Annotated in this window: 11 protein-coding genes and 1 pseudogene; 6 read left to right on the forward strand and 6 right to left on the reverse strand. The window is 59.6% G+C overall.

Annotated features, from left to right (window positions below; translation table 11 throughout):
- Positions 1 to 2 precede the first annotated feature (2 nt).
- Complete coding sequence (locus tag V1273_RS10290) at positions 3 to 2,219, forward strand: 3-hydroxyacyl-CoA dehydrogenase NAD-binding domain-containing protein (RefSeq protein WP_334409507.1); 2,217 nt, start codon at positions 3 to 5, stop codon at positions 2,217 to 2,219.
- Positions 2,220 to 2,512: 293 nt separating this feature from the next.
- Positions 2,513 to 3,125 (forward strand): annotated as a pseudogene (locus V1273_RS10295) (TetR/AcrR family transcriptional regulator).
- Between the two features lie 148 nt (positions 3,126 to 3,273).
- Here the strand turns inward: V1273_RS10295 and V1273_RS10300 are convergent.
- Positions 3,274 to 4,296 carry a fumarylacetoacetate hydrolase family protein gene (locus tag V1273_RS10300; protein ID WP_334364289.1) on the reverse strand — a complete coding sequence of 341 codons (1,023 nt, stop codon included), beginning with the start codon at positions 4,294 to 4,296 and terminating at the stop codon, positions 3,274 to 3,276.
- A 390-nt stretch (positions 4,297 to 4,686) separates the two neighbouring features.
- Between V1273_RS10300 and V1273_RS10305 the strand changes: the two genes are divergently transcribed.
- The 4 genes from V1273_RS10305 to V1273_RS10320 all read left to right on the forward strand — a co-directional run bounded on the left by V1273_RS10305 (position 4,687) and on the right by V1273_RS10320 (position 8,621).
- Positions 4,687 to 5,589: a LysR substrate-binding domain-containing protein gene (locus V1273_RS10305; RefSeq protein WP_334409508.1), complete on the forward strand. Its 903-nt coding sequence runs from the start codon at positions 4,687 to 4,689 to the stop codon at positions 5,587 to 5,589.
- Between the two features lie 122 nt (positions 5,590 to 5,711).
- Positions 5,712 to 6,977 carry a Rieske 2Fe-2S domain-containing protein gene (locus V1273_RS10310; RefSeq protein WP_334409509.1) on the forward strand — a complete coding sequence of 422 codons (1,266 nt, stop codon included), beginning with the start codon at positions 5,712 to 5,714 and terminating at the stop codon, positions 6,975 to 6,977.
- 10 nt (positions 6,978 to 6,987) lie between these two features.
- On the forward strand, positions 6,988 to 7,494 hold the full coding sequence (locus tag V1273_RS10315; RefSeq protein ID WP_334409510.1) for an aromatic-ring-hydroxylating dioxygenase subunit beta: 507 nt from the start codon (positions 6,988 to 6,990) through the stop codon (positions 7,492 to 7,494).
- Between the two features lie 155 nt (positions 7,495 to 7,649).
- Positions 7,650 to 8,621 carry a Bug family tripartite tricarboxylate transporter substrate binding protein gene (locus V1273_RS10320; protein WP_334409511.1) on the forward strand — a complete coding sequence of 324 codons (972 nt, stop codon included), beginning with the start codon at positions 7,650 to 7,652 and terminating at the stop codon, positions 8,619 to 8,621.
- Positions 8,622 to 8,978: 357 nt separating this feature from the next.
- Here V1273_RS10320 and V1273_RS10325 read toward each other — a convergent pair whose 3' ends face one another.
- The 5 genes from V1273_RS10325 to V1273_RS10345 form a co-directional block, all read right to left on the reverse strand.
- Entirely contained in the window at positions 8,979 to 10,124 is a 1,146-nt protein-coding gene (locus V1273_RS10325) for a mandelate racemase/muconate lactonizing enzyme family protein (protein ID WP_334383227.1), read from the reverse strand.
- Positions 10,125 to 10,157: 33 nt separating this feature from the next.
- Entirely contained in the window at positions 10,158 to 11,081 is a 924-nt protein-coding gene (locus tag V1273_RS10330; protein ID WP_334409512.1) for a tripartite tricarboxylate transporter substrate binding protein, read from the reverse strand.
- An 88-nt stretch (positions 11,082 to 11,169) separates the two neighbouring features.
- Positions 11,170 to 12,447 (reverse strand): lipase family protein, encoded by a 1,278-nt coding sequence (locus V1273_RS10335; protein ID WP_334383224.1) that lies wholly within the window; start codon positions 12,445 to 12,447, stop codon positions 11,170 to 11,172.
- A 99-nt stretch (positions 12,448 to 12,546) separates the two neighbouring features.
- Complete coding sequence (locus V1273_RS10340; RefSeq protein ID WP_334364281.1) at positions 12,547 to 13,530, reverse strand: Bug family tripartite tricarboxylate transporter substrate binding protein; 984 nt, start codon at positions 13,528 to 13,530, stop codon at positions 12,547 to 12,549.
- Positions 13,496 to 14,212 (reverse strand): HD domain-containing protein, encoded by a 717-nt coding sequence (locus V1273_RS10345; RefSeq protein ID WP_334383222.1) that lies wholly within the window; start codon positions 14,210 to 14,212, stop codon positions 13,496 to 13,498. The genes V1273_RS10340 and V1273_RS10345 overlap by 35 nt, the downstream gene beginning before the upstream one ends.
- Positions 14,213 to 14,301 lie beyond the last annotated feature (89 nt).

Here is a 14,301-nt window from a genome sequence, read left to right on the forward strand (position 1 = left end):
ACATGGCCTACGAGAACTTCAATGTTGAAACCGATGCCGACGGCATCGCACTGGTGACGTGGGATATCCCTGGCAAATCGATGAACGTTATCGATGAGACGTCTGGAGCCGAGCTTGCCGCCATCATCGAGCAGATGACGTCGGACGCCGCCGTCAAAGGTGTCGTCATCACATCGGGCAAGGACGCGTTCTGCGCGGGCGCGGATTTGACGATGCTCGAGCGCATGAATCGGACCTACGCGGAGATGCTGAGTTCGCAAGGCGAGGAAGTGGCGAACAAATATGTATTCGACGAGGCCCGCAAGCTGTCCCAATCGTTCCGGAACATCGAGGTGGGCGGCAAGCCGTGGGTTGCTGCGATCAACGGTACGGCGCTCGGCGGCGGTTTCGAGCTGACGCTTGCCTGTCACTACCGCATCGCGTCCGATAACCCGAAAACCCGTGTTGGCCTGCCTGAGGTCAAGGTTGGAATTTTCCCCGGCGGCGGCGGCACGCAGCGGCTGCCGCGCATGATGCCGACGATGGATGCTGTTCAGATGCTGTTCAAGGGTGAGGCCATCGATCTCAAGAAGGCCCAGGATCGGGGTATAATCGGCGAGGTGGTGCCGGCGGCGGATCTGATTCAGAGAGCTAAAGACTGGATCAAGGTCGGCGGCAAAGCGGTCGCGCCCTGGGATGAGAAGGGTTTCAAGCTGCCTGGCGGTCCGGTCTACTCGAAAGAGGGCGCACAGTTCTTCCAGCCGGCGGCCGCGATGCTGCGCCGCGAGACTTACGATAACTATCCGGGCGCGCGAGCTATCTTGCAATGCGTCTATGAAGGCCTGCAGTTGCCGATGGATACGGCGTTGCGCGTCGAGTCGCGCTACTTCTCGAAGATCCTGCGGTCGAACGAAGCGGCGGCGATGATCCGCTCTCTCTTCATGTCGATGCAGGAGCTCAACAAGGGCGCGCGCCGTCCGCCGAATGTGCCGCCTATCAAGGTCAAGAAGATCGCCGTCATCGGCGCGGGCTTCATGGGCGCGAGCGTCGGTTTCGTGTCGGCGCAAGCCGGCATTGACGTGGTGCTGATCGATCGCGACCAGGATGCCGCCGACAAGGGCAAGGGCCACTCCAAGGCTAACATCGATGCGGCGGTCTCCAAGGGCCGCATGAAACGGGCCGACGGTGAAGCGATCCTGTCGCGCATTACCGCCACCGCCGATTACAATGCGATTAGCGATTGCGACCTCGTGATCGAGGCAGTGTTCGAGGATCGCAAGGTCAAGGCAGAGACTTACGCTAAAGCGCAGCCGCTTTTGAAGGAAGGCGCGATCTTTGCGACCAACACCTCAACGCTGCCGATCAATTCGCTGGCCGAGGAGTGGAAGGATCAGTCGAAGTTCATCGGCATTCACTTTTTCTCGCCGGTCGAGAAGATGATGCTCTCAGAAATCATTGTCGGCAAGAACACCGGCGACGTGGCGCTGGCCACCGCGCTCGACTACGTCCGCCAGATCAAGAAAACGCCGATAGTCGTCAACGACTCGCGCGGCTTCTTCGCCAACCGCTGCGTGATGCTCTTCCTCTTCGAAGGTTACGAGATGCTGCTGGAAGGCGTGCCGCCAGCGATGATCGAGAACACCGCGAAGATGGCCGGCATGCCAGTCGGGCCGCTCTCGCTCAATGATGAAACCGCCCTCGATTTGGGGCTGAAGATTTTGAGGGCCACCGAAGCCGATATCGGTGCGCAGGCGATCAATCAGGATCATAACAAGCTGCTGGTCGAACTGGTGGAAAAGCGTGGACGTCTCGGCCGCAAGAACGGCAAGGGCTTTTATGATTATCCCGAGAAAGGCAAGGGGCAGAAGAAGCTATGGCCGGAGCTGACCACGCTGCAGCCGAAGCATCTCGATCCGGATACGCTCGACGTCGAGGAATTGAAGCAGCGGTTTCTCGTGGTTCAGGCGGTGGAAGCCGCGCGCACCGTGGAGGATGATGTCATCACCGATCCGCGGGAGGCCGATGTCGGCTCGATCCTCGGATTCGGCTTCCCGCCATTCACCGGCGGCACGCTGTCCTACATCGACTTTATGGGTACGAAGAAGTTCGTCGAACAGTGCCTGAAGCTGGAGAAGAAGTACGGTTCGCGGTTCACGCCACCGAAGCTCTTGATCGACATGGCCGCTAAGAACGAGACGTTTTACGGCCGCTTCCCGCCGAAGAAGGCGGCTGCGGCATAACGAGGCGTCCGCGACCTGACCTTTCCCCGCTTGCGGCCGGGCAACCGCGAAAACGGTTTTCCCTCCGGCGCCCGGTCCATGGAATTTCCATTCCATGGACTTGACCGAATCTACCTGTTGTCCCGCGTCGGCTCTGGGCCAGGCCGCAACGAGGACCATCAGCGGGTGCCCCGCAGCTCGGCCACGATCGCCGCTTCCGCCATCGCTATTTTCCTGAGATTAGTAAAGTACTAAATCAGAACTGATAGTCAGATTTCGGCAAAGGCTTTGATCTTATAGTTCTGGAGACGTGCATGAATCGTCCGGTCCGAACGGGAACTGAACCACACGAGGCGCGTGCGCGCATCCTGGAGGTGGCAGAGGAGCACTTTCGCCTCATCGGTTACCACAAGACGTCGATGGCCGACATCGCCTCTGAACTCGGCATGAGTCCGGCGAATGTCTACCGTTTCTTTCCCTCCAGGGATGCGATCAACGAGTCGATCTGCGGGCGTGTCTTGAACGAGGTTGCTGACATTGCCTTCGCGATCGCACGCACAACGTGCCGGCCATGGAGAAATTCGACCGGCTGCTGACCGCCGTTCACCGCCACAACAAGATGACGCTGGTCGAGGAAAAGCACATGCACGACCTCATTGTCGCCGCCATGCAGGAGAACTGGGCGATCATTCGGACGCACACCGAACGGATCGTGGCCATCTTCGAGACGATCATACGCGAGGGCATCGAAGCGGGCGAGTTCGAGGTCGAAGATGCCGCGAGAGCCGCGCGAGCGGTCAAGTCCGCGTCATGCCGTTCTTCCATCCGATTCTGATCGAGCACTGCGTTCAACACGGCGAAGATACCGAAGCAGGCCTGCGCGACCAGATTCGCTTTATCCTGAAAGCTCTCGGCAAGTCTGACTAAGCAGCCTATCGTCTTCAGGCCTGTGGTTCCGGACTGAGTCGATTGTTGATGCGCATGCATGAGGACTCGACGGAGGAACTGGAAATGCGAATTGATGGTGCGGCACCATGCAATTGCCTGGCTCTTTGCGTGCGCTGCGGTTTACGCTTCAAGCGAGATCGAAGGAGAGTGTCCCAAGTCCTTGAATCGTGCTTTCGATCCTATCGCCTGCCTTCAACCAAACCTGCTTCTCTTTGGGATACCCTATGATGCAGCCGGCTGGCGTGCCGGTGAAGATGATGTCGCCGGGTTCGAGAGCGAAGAGCCGCGACGTGTAGGCGATAACCTTCTGGGGATTGAAAATGAATTTGCTCGTATTGGACAATTGGCGTACCTCACCGTTCACGCGGGTCTCGAGATCTAAATTGTTGGGATCGATCTGGTCGGCGGAAACAAAATAGGGGCCAATCGGGGCGAAGCCGTCGAGCGTTTTGCCGAGCATCCACTGACCGCCAGCTTTCTCAAGCTGCAGATCTCTCGACGTAAAATCGTGACCGACAGCGTATCCTGCGACATAGGAGAGGGCTTCGTCGACAGAGACATTGCTTGCCCTTCGGCCCATCACCACCACCAGCTCGGTTTCGTAGTCGAACTTGTAGCAGACGTCGCGGGGATAAAGCTTGATCGTCGTCATATGCGGTGCGAGCGTATTGTTGTATTTGTTGAAGAGGATAGGTTCGGAAGGCAGTTTCTGACCCGTTTCCTCCACGTGTTCCCGGTAGTTCAGACCCAGGCAGATAATTTTTCCCGGATTGGTGAGTAGACGCCCGAATTTGATCTTCGACTCGTCTTTGAAGGCGCTTTTTGCCTCTGGCGACTTGAGGGCGGCTTCCACCAGAGCCTTTAGCTCCGCATTTCCGCCGTTAGTGAGGAGGTCCTCAAGAGTGAGAGGTGGCGAAAACCCGAGGAGCTTCGACGCGGCGGCCACGTCGAGCACGCCAGCCTGGGTCTTCACTCCAATGGTCTCTTGCCCATCCTCCTGGCGGATCGATAACACAGTGAGCTGGCGAGGTAGTTCGCCGCTCGCGCTACTGCGCGACTTCTTGTCCTGCGCGCCGTGCACCGTGACGTTAGTGGCGGCCAAGGCGGCCGCGGCAAGGCCGGCCTTCATCAGTTTCCGACGTGACTGCATGTTATTTCTCCTAAGGGGCGTGGTTGTTCGTGATGCGATTTGTAATTTCGGCGTCGGCCGTTTGGGGCCTCATAAATCCGCAGAAGCGAAGGATCGGCAGTAGTTGCCTTGCCGCCCGGAACAAGGTCGAGCCCGCCATTAGCCCTGGAATTCCCCCGTCATTTGTTTCCCTGCAGCCACCCTGTTGTTGACCCGAACTGCCGCCGCAATGGTCTAGAGTCATCATAGGACGGGAGGTCGGCGCGGCTCCAATAAGCCCGCCAAGAGAATAAATAAGATAGACTTATCACGATGCCCTGCGGCTAATTCGATTATGGGTTATTCAGCAACGAATGGGCATGGTCGGGTCGACGCTGCATCCGGGCGTCGAGGCTGCCATGGAGGCTGAGAATGGAATTGCGTCGCTTGAAGTACATGTCCGTTCTGGCGGAGGAATTGCACTTTGGAAAGGCCGCCGAGCGTCTCGGGATCGCGCAGCCGGCACTCACGCAGCAAATTCGGGCACTCGAGCGCGAACTCGGCGTCGAACTCTTCCACCGGACGAAAAGGTCGGTCAAACTCACGGTCGCTGGCCGGGTCACGCTGAACGAGGCGATCAGGACCCTTCAGCAAGCTGAAAAGACCGCGCTGGTGGCGCGTCAGGCAGGGCGCGGCGAACTAGGGCACATCGAAATTGGATATGTGGGTTCTGCCATCTTCACCGGTGTTTTATCGAAAGCAATTTCCCGGTTTCGCGAAGACAATCCTCTCGTGGAGTTTCGTCTGAACGAGATCGGGATTGTCCAGCAATTGGACGACGTCAGCAGTGGCCGGCTTGATCTCGGCATCCTGCGTCTTCCGGTGAAATCACTGCCGCCCGACATCGCGATCGTGTCGCTGCACCGTGAGCCGATCATATTGGCGATACCGCGCGGACACCGGCTCGCGCGGCAAAAGACGGTGACGCTGGAAGCGTTGAAGTCCGAGCCGTTCGTTGCGGTCCAGATCCAGGAGGGAAGCGGCTTCAACGCGCAGGTTGCCCAGATATGTGCCGCTGGCGGATTGTCGCCGCAAATAACGCAGCGCGCGGGACAATTCACCGCTTTAGCAGGGCTCGTCGCCGGCGGTCTCGGCGTGGCGTTCGTGCCGGACTCGCTTCGGCATCTGCAAATTGCCGACGTGGTCTACCGGCCATTGGCAAAGATCAATCAGCACTCCGATCTGGCGATGGTCTATCGCAAGTCAGAGCGGGCGCCGGCGGTCATCGCGTTTGTCGATCAGTTGAAGAGGCCGGCGCGTCCAGCGCCGCCGTGAACCGCCACTGATACGATTTACTTATTTATTTAGCCCAAATGATTATTGGCGATTATGTCGCGCGGCTCGGTAGTCTCTTTTGAGAGCCTCTAAAATCCGGCGAGACAAGGGAGAATAACGAGATGCTGTCGACACCCCACCCGAGTTCTGCTGCCGCCAAAGCACCGGATTTCAAGTGGCCCGCCGAAGGCATCGCGCGCGCGCCCTATCGTCTCTTTACCGATCCGGAAATCTACAAGCTGGAGCAGGAGAGGATTTTCAGGGGGCGTTGCTGGAATTATCTTTGTCTCGACGTCGAAATCCCGAAGGCGGGCGACTATCGCACAACAGTGATCGGCGAAACGCCTGTCATCGTGACGAGGGATCATGACGGCAAAGTCCACGCGATGGTCAACCGCTGCGCCCACAAGGGCGCGCTGGTGTGCCTCAAGAAGCAGGACAATGTCGCGAGCCTTACCTGCGTCTATCATGCCTGGAATTACGGCCTCGATGGCAAGTTAAAGGGCGTCGCGTTTCGTAACGGGATACGCGGGCAGGGCGGGATGCCGAGCGATTTCGACGTCGCCAAACATCGCCTTCGGCCGATCCGCATCGAAAACTTCTGCGGAATCATCTTCGGAACATTTTCCGACGAGGTCGAGGACGTCGAAACCTATCTCGGTCCCGATATGGCGCAGTTCATCAAGCGAAATCTTGATCGCCCGCTTCGTGTCCTCGGCACGCACAGCCAGACGATTCACAATAACTGGAAGCTATATGCCGAAAATCTGCGGGACTCATATCACGCAACCCTGCTCCACACCTTCTATACGACCTTCAAGGTGAACCGTCTGGACATGGACGGCGGTATCATCCTGTCCGATGAGAAGTGGCACCATTTGAGCTTCGCGCGCCGCGCCAAGCTGCAAGAGGCGGCCGAGTATTCCGAGGCCAAGGTCCATTCGGCCAATTATGAATCCGCCCTCGAGGGGCCGGGCCTGCTGGAGGCTTGGGAGGAATTCGACGATGGCATCACCCACAGCATCCAGACCGTCTTTCCCAACATGTGCATTCAGTTCACACTGAATTCGCTTGCCATCCGCTTCTTTGCGCCGAAGGGGGTCGACAAGACTGAACTGTTCTGGATTTACCTCGGCTATGACCGCGATACCGAAGAACAATCGCAAATGCGCATCATGCAGAGCAACCTGACAGGTGCGGCAGGTCTGGTCTCGCTCGAGGACGGTTGCATCAACGAATTCGTCCAGCGCGGCACCCGCAACGATCCGGAATGCTCATCTTTCATGGAAATGGGGGGCCGGGTCGCCGAATCCGAGAAGAACTCTCGTGCGACTGAAACTGCCGTTCGCGGTTTCTGGCAGGGTTACCGCGGCATCATGGGATTCTGAGGAGCAAGCCATGCCCAGCGTCATCGAAAAGCCGGTCGCGCAATCCGGCGGTGACCAATACCGTGAAGCTGCGGAACTGATTGCCTCATACGGCCATGCCATGGACGATGGCGACATCGATCTTTGGCCGCAGTTCTTCACGCCGAACGGCATCTATCTCATCACGACCAAAGAAAATCACGAGGCTGGCCTGCCGATCGGAATCATGCGGTGTGTCGGTCGCGGAATGATGATCGATCGGGTCAAGGCGTTCCATACCGCCAATATCTTCGAACCGCATACCTACAATCACATCATCGGTTATCCGACCATGTCGTACGACAAGGCGACCGGTTGCGTGACGGCGCGTTCCAACTTCCAGGTCATTCGCGTCATGGAGACCGGCCGGATGGATCTGTATGCCACCGGAAAGTATCTCGATGTGATTCAAAAGGAAGGCAGTTCGCTCAAGTTCAAGGAGCGCGTCGTTGTCCTGGATTCGCGAAATGTCGATATCCTGCTCGTTGTACCACTATAGGCATTGTTGTTTTCGGCGATGTCACGCGTTGGACACTGCGGAAGTGTGAAGGTTTGCCCTGGCGGCTGACTTGAAGATGCGAAGTCGCGTTCTCGGAAAGAGCCCGGCGGGTTCAACTCGCGGAGCAAATCGACCAGGCAACGGGAGGAATGGCCGTGAGAAGACTGGTTCTGTGTTTGCTTGGCGTTGCCCTCGTGCTTCAGGTGAGCGCCGCCCGAGCCGAGATGTTTCCGACGCGGACTGTCCGACTCATCGTTCCGAATCCTGCGGGCGGTTCGAACGACGCGGCAGCGCGCATCCTGGCGCAAGCACTTGCTGAGATATGGCAACAACCCGTCGTTATAGAGAACAAACCTGGCGGGGGCGGAAATATCGGAACCCAGGCGGCAGCGACCGAGCTGGCAGATGGATACACCTATCTCATCAGTTCGCCCGGTCCAATTGTCATAAATCCATCGCTCTACAAGAAGCTGCCGTTTGATCCGGCGAGGGACTTCACACCTGTCGCCCTGCTGGCCACCGTTCCAATCGTTTTGATAGTCAATCCGAAATTGCCGGCTTCAACGCTGAGCGAGCTTTTGGAGCTGGCGAAACACGGAACCGCAGAGCTCAATTACGCTTCGTCTGGAATCGGATCGACGCACCATCTGTCAGCCGAATTATTCAAGAAGATGACAGGCGTCAAACTAAGACATGTGCCGTATCGTGGCGCGGCGCCGGCCATGAATGATCTTGTCGCAGGCCACGTCCCCATTCTGTTCGACAACTTGCCCACCGTCATCCCACAGGTTCAGGCCGGTACCGTGCGCGCGTTGGCCGTTGCGAGCCCTAAGCGATTGAACTCACTTCCGGATGTGCCGACATTTGAGGAGGCGGGATTGGTTGGTTTCGAGGCATCTTCCTGGTTCGGGGTGTTGGCGCCGGCGAGGACGCCAACCGATATCGTATCCAAAGTGACCGCTGACATTGAGCGGGTCATGTCGAGCCCGAGCTTGCGAAAGAGCTTCGAAGTGACGGGCGCGGAAGTAGGTACAGTGTTCGGTCCGGATTTCGGACGGTTCATGAAACAAGAAAATGAAAAATGGGGAGACGTTATCAAGAGCTCTGGCACGCAGATCATAGAGTAGGCGCCGCAGGTTCACCGTACCCGATGTCGATGTTTTCGGCCAAAAGTGTTTTACGCTCCACACGAATGGACTGAGGTCTGTCGAAGCTGCTAAAGAACGAGAGGCGGTCTATGCAGCTCGAATGACATAATCAGCCATTGGCATCATGCGGCCAATCTTCACGATTGTCCTGCCAGAGAATGAATAGCCTGGTCTTCCCCCAGTTCTGTGGGGCAAGTTCTGCAAAATTGATCATGGGGTCCGGTTGAGCCGTCCCCTCGGAGCCGCCGCCGCTCGCCTCACCCAATCTTGGATGCGAGCAGTTCCCGGGAGTTGCTCGCAATTGTGCGCATAGAGGTCCAGGTCGATCATCGTTTCCTAAAGATGCTCTGACCAACAGCCTGTGATCCATGGCTCGAGCCGTTCGGGCTGCAAGTCCAGTCCCGTCCCAGAGCCTTCCGGTATCGCGAGCATCCCATGCCGGCTGACGGACGGTGTGCCGGCAAGGCGCAGAAGCGGGTTGTCCATCATGTCGCACTCCACAAATGGATACGCGGCGCAAGCTCCGCCGCGGCGCGGTTCAAGCACCGCCGACATTTGAAGCGAGGCGTGGAAGTTCACAGTCGTGCCGAACACGTGGGGCATGATGGGCAGGTCATAGGCTTGCGCGAGCGCCCAAATTTGGCGAAAGCCGCTGTAGCCTCCGCATATCGAAAGGTCGGGTTGAAGAATATCGAAGGTGCCTGCAGCGAGAAAATCGCGAAAGGCACGCACGCTTCCGAGCGCTTCTCCTCCAGCCGTTGCGACCGCAGTGGCGCGCGCAAAGGATTGATAGCCCGGGATGTCTTCCGGCTGAACCGGCTCTTCAATCCAGAGCAGGTCGGCACCTTCCATGAACTTTGCCGCGCGGATGGCGGCCGCTGCCGTATAGCCCTGGTTGATGTCGACCATGATGCCGATGTCGGGGCCCACCTGCCTCCGGAGCGCATTTGCCATGATGCCATCGGCTCTCGGCTCAACACCGCCCCGGGGTTTGATGGCCTTGAAGTTCAGCGAAAGATATTGGTCGACATCGCGCTGATATTCCCGGTAGGGATCGGGCTGCGTTCGCACAAATGGTCCGCTTGCATAAGCAAACACCTCGTCGCGTATCGCGCCGCCCAACAGCGTCGCTACACTGATTCCATGCATTTGCGCGACAAGGTCGTGCAAGGCGATGTCGATCGCCGATATCGCCATCATCGCTGCGCCACGCCGATCGTACCCGACGGAAGCGCACATCGATTGAAAGTGGCGGCCATACTCGGCGGGCGATTTCCCCAGGATGAGTCCGGCCAGCCGGGCGCGGATAAAGGCGCCGGCGGCGTGAGGGGAATTGCCAGCCTCGCCCCAGCCGGAGAGGCCGCTATCGGTGCATATCTGGACAAGCAACGCGTCCCGCTTCCGGAACAGGTTGAGCGCGTTTCCCATCGGCTCGGCTAGCGGGAAGCTAAGATTGAAGCCACGGATTTCGGTGATTTTCATGACAGCTCACTGGGGGCATGTGAGGGGCAGAGGTCAGCCCGGCTGAATATTTCCCTTCTCGACGATACGGGTCCATTTTGCGACTTCGTCATCGATGCGCGCTGCAAACTCCGACGGCGAACTGCCAACAGAAACAAAACCAAGTTCCGTCACTTTGGACCGGAGTGGCTCGCCCCTGAAGGCCTTGCCGGCGACCTCGCCAAGTTTATCGATGATGGGGGGCGGCAGCGCCGCCGGACCGACCATGCCAAAGATCGGCATGGCGTCGACGGCCGGCAAACCGGCCTCTGCCATTGTGGGTACGTCGGGCAACTGTGCGACGCGGTCGCCTCCCGTAACTGCCAGCGCGCGAACCAGGCCCTGACGCACCTGCTGTGCAATTGCTGCGACGGTGGCGAACGTCATTTGTACCTGGCCACCAATCAGATCGGTGATGGCCGGACCGCCTCCGCGATACGGCACATGAAGAATGTCGATCTCGGTGGCTTGTCGCAGTTGTTCTCCGGCCAGATGAATGGCGGTTCCAAGCCCGGCCGAGGCGAAGTTGATCTTGCCCGGTTGAGCTTTGGCGAGCGCGATAAATTCCTGCAGGCTGTTCGCGGCCACAGAAGGATGCACGACGAGAACGAGAGGGGAGGTCGCCAGGAGCGAGATCGGCGCAAAGTCCTTTTTGGTGTTGTAGGGAAGCTTGGTGCGAAACAGGCCGGGATTGATGACGAACGCGCTATCGACAACACCGATGGTCTCGCCCTCGGCAGAGGCGGCCGCGATCGCCTGCGTGCCCACCATGCTCGCGCCACCGCCACGATTATCGACGATGAAGGGCTGGCCCAAGGCACGCTCGAGTTCCGGTGCAATCAGGCGCGCAATGATGTCGGAGGCGCCTCCCGCAGCATAGGGAACGATGATCTTTACGGGCCGTTGCGGGTAACTTTGTGCTTCGGCTCGCCGCAGCAACGGCGAAACAGAGAGCGCAGCCGCTAGTCCTGAGCCGACGATGGTTCTTCGCGTCAATGAGCGCATTGTTCTTCTCCGTGGCCGGGCATCAATCGTTGAACTTGAAACCGGGTGAGGGCTCTCCCGCCGATCCCGGATCGGAAATCGAATCGCAATTGGACTGGATCGGGCTTCCAGCCAGGGCGGCCTGAACGAATGCAAGTTCGTCGGAGTAGGCTGCATGGACCGTTCCGTTGTGGGTCACGCCGGCATAGGTCTTCCAAACCACATTGCTGTTGGCAGCGCAGAGTGCTGCAACCGCAGCATATTGGCGTTGCGGCGGGATCAGCTTGTCGGCCAGACCTGTAGCGAGAAAGACCGGCACCGGCATGCGAACCGGACTCATTTCTATGACAGCGCCTAGACGATCCGCGATCTCTGGATCTTTCAGGCTGTTCGCTATGGTCAGACTGTTGCTGCGAACGATTTGTCCAAGCTCTGCAGTACATCCCTCTCGGGCCGCCTGCAGCAACGGCTTCGCCATTTCAGTGACGAGGTCGTCCGGTTTTATGGTGTCGTCGCCGAGAGCACCTGCGACCATCATGAGAATGGTGTATTGCGGCGGAGATGAACGCGCCAAAGTCTGTTCGCTTGAAGCCTTCTTGGTCGCGTCGGGAAACCGGGAAACGATGCCGGTCGCGATCGATGCCTTGATATTGAGGTCGGGCGCATAGGAAGGCGCGAGACGTGTTGCGCCGAGCGAGGCGCCGGAGCCCTGCGACTGACCCGTAATGATGATGGCGTTGGCGATCTGCCCGTTCGAATGATCGAGCGCCGCTCTTGCGGCATCGAGCACAGAACGTCCTTCTGCTTCCCAATTGAGATAGGGATGCGGACCGGGGCCGCCGAGACCCTGGTAGTCGGTAGCGACGACAGCAAAGCCCTGTTCCAGCCAATTGTTGATGTACGCGCCGTCGCGGGGCCGATGCCTGCTCCAGGAGGGGGCGCATCTGTCGGAGACGCCGAGCGTGCCGTGCGCCCAGGCGACGAGCGGCCATCCACCTTGGGGCGCGGTCCGCTTCGGAAGATAGAGCGTGCCGCTGACCGGAATGATGCCGGACCGCCATCTTGCATCCGTCGAAGTGTAGAGGATTCTCCTGGCCGTCGCGGCCGCAACGATCTCAGGCTGATCGGGTATCGGCTCTTCGCGCAGCATGAGACCCGGCTTCTCGGGCAAAGTGCCGGTCCAGCGGTAGAACGGCGACAAGTCCTGGTCACCAACGATAGGCCCCTGGGGAAGTGAGCCGGCTGTGGCGTACAACGCGCCCGGATGAGGCGAGGCGCAGACAGCTAGTGCCATGACGCCGATTCTTGCGAGTGCTTTCATTGCCTGCTTTCTCCTTTTGGCGCAGCTCGTGAGGCTGCACTCCTTTTGTGCGCCGTCGCGTTGCTCGCTGCGGCGCCAAACACTGCTGTCGATTGGGAGCTACTCCACCTGTAGTCCGATCCGGCGGACGACATCTCCCCACTTGTCCGATTCCGTCTTGAGCAGCGCAGCGGCTTGAGCCGGGCTCGTCGGACGCGGGTCGAGGCCGACTTTGGTGAACTGGCCGACCGCGTCGGGCTCCTGCAGCACGGCATTGAGTGCGGCGTTGATCTTGGCGACGACGCCGTCCGGCATGGCTGCCGGGCCGTAGAGCGCGAACCACGTCTCGACCTGATAGTTGGGCAAGCCTGCCTCGGCCGAACTCGGCACGTCCGGCAGCAGCGGCGTACGCTGCCGCGACGGGACGACGAGGGGCCGCAATTTTCCGTCGGCGATGTAGGGTGCCGAGTTGCTGACGGCGTCGACCATCACCTGCAGCCGTCCGCCGAGCACATCGGTCAGCGCCGGTCCGTTGCCGCTATAGGGAACGTGCAGCATCTCGAAGCCCGCCATGTTCTTCAACAGCTCGCCGGCGAGATGCAGAATGACGCCCGTTGCCGAACCGTAGGCGAGCTTGGTCGGGTTCGCCTTGCCGTAGGCGATGAGTTCCTGCAGGTTGTTGACCGGGACGCCCGGATTGACCGAGACCACCAGAGGTCCGGTGCCGATCAGCCCCAGCGAAGTGAACTCGTTGATCCCGTCGTAGGGCGCGAGCTTGCGCAGATGCGGGTTCACCGCATGGGTGGATACGCCGCCGAGCAGCAGCGTGTAGCCGTCGGATGCTGACTTCGCGACGAATTGCGATCCAACAATCGCGCCCGCGCCCGGCCGGTTCTCGATGACGATCGGCTGCCCCAGCCGGTCGCGCATGCGCTCCGCGATGAAGCGCGCGACAACGTCGCTGCTCCCGCCGGCTGCATAGGGCACGATCAGCTTGATGATGCGGTTGGGGTAATCGCTCTGAGCGCGGGCCAGCCACGGGGTTGCGAGTGCGCCGAGCAGGCCAAGGCTAGCTCGCCGCGTCAGCCCTTTCGCCGTTGTCATCCTGTCCCTCCCTGTTCTTCGCCGTTCGCAAGCCGCGCGGCGTTATTTTTCGGCTTTCGAGCATGCCCGCCGTTTCCGCCCTTAGCAGGCCGAAACCGCCCGCAATCGACCACCACATGTGGTCGGCACGATGGACGATCACGCACTCGAGGCTGCGCTGCATCAGGTCGCCCTCGTAGGAATGGCCGAGCGCGATGTGCGCGATCTCCTCGGGCAGCCCGACTGCGATGCAAACGTGGGCGCCGTAGACTGGATGGCGCAGCGCGGGCGAACCGGCCTGCGATTTGTCCGCTTCCCATCGCCTGCGGTTCGTGGGATCGAATTCCCAGGCCTTGCCGACATCGTGCAGCAACGCACCTGCCAGCACGATGTCGCGGTCGACCCTGGCTTCAGGGAATTCCTGCGCAAACTCGTCGGCGATCGCTATCGCGATCCGGGCCACGCTGCGCAGATGTACCGCCTGGCTGCCGCGCTTCAGCGCGAAGACGCCGGGCGTCGCCTCTCCCGGAATGGCGGTGACGCGCGGAAAATCCGTTTCCGCCAGCGCATAGGCCCAGGCTTCGATCGCCTTGCGGCGCAGTTCGTCGCTACGAATCTGCGCAAGTTCCGGGAGATCCTCGAGCACCGTTGCGCGCAGCGCGTCGGTGACGGGGCGGGGTCGGCGTCGGTCAAGGAAATACATGGGCAACCATCATTCGTCTCACCCGGATGTTGCCGTCGCCCGAAACATAGTTTCAAATGCCAATTTGGTCATAGTTCATGCTCTGGGGT

The sequence above is a fragment of the Bradyrhizobium sp. AZCC 1721 genome, from assembly GCF_036924715.1.
Taxonomy (GTDB): Bacteria; Pseudomonadota; Alphaproteobacteria; order Rhizobiales; family Xanthobacteraceae; genus Bradyrhizobium.

What these genes read in the sequence shown, in the direction of transcription:
- V1273_RS10315 (WP_334409510.1), top strand. Translation starts at nt 6,988, where the DNA reads ATGCCCAGCGTCATCGAAAAGCCGGTCGCGCAATCCGGCGGTGACCAA.
- V1273_RS10345 (WP_334383222.1), bottom strand. Translation starts at nt 14,212, where the DNA reads ATGTATTTCCTTGACCGACGCCGACCCCGCCCCGTCACCGACGCGCTG.
- V1273_RS10335 (WP_334383224.1), bottom strand. Translation starts at nt 12,447, where the DNA reads ATGAAAGCACTCGCAAGAATCGGCGTCATGGCACTAGCTGTCTGCGCC.
- V1273_RS10325 (WP_334383227.1), bottom strand. Translation starts at nt 10,124, where the DNA reads ATGAAAATCACCGAAATCCGTGGCTTCAATCTTAGCTTCCCGCTAGCC.
- V1273_RS10340 (WP_334364281.1), bottom strand. Translation starts at nt 13,530, where the DNA reads ATGACAACGGCGAAAGGGCTGACGCGGCGAGCTAGCCTTGGCCTGCTC.
- V1273_RS10290 (WP_334409507.1), top strand. Translation starts at nt 3, where the DNA reads ATGGCCTACGAGAACTTCAATGTTGAAACCGATGCCGACGGCATCGCA.
- V1273_RS10300 (WP_334364289.1), bottom strand. Translation starts at nt 4,296, where the DNA reads ATGCAGTCACGTCGGAAACTGATGAAGGCCGGCCTTGCCGCGGCCGCC.
- V1273_RS10305 (WP_334409508.1), top strand. Translation starts at nt 4,687, where the DNA reads ATGGAATTGCGTCGCTTGAAGTACATGTCCGTTCTGGCGGAGGAATTG.
- V1273_RS10310 (WP_334409509.1), top strand. Translation starts at nt 5,712, where the DNA reads ATGCTGTCGACACCCCACCCGAGTTCTGCTGCCGCCAAAGCACCGGAT.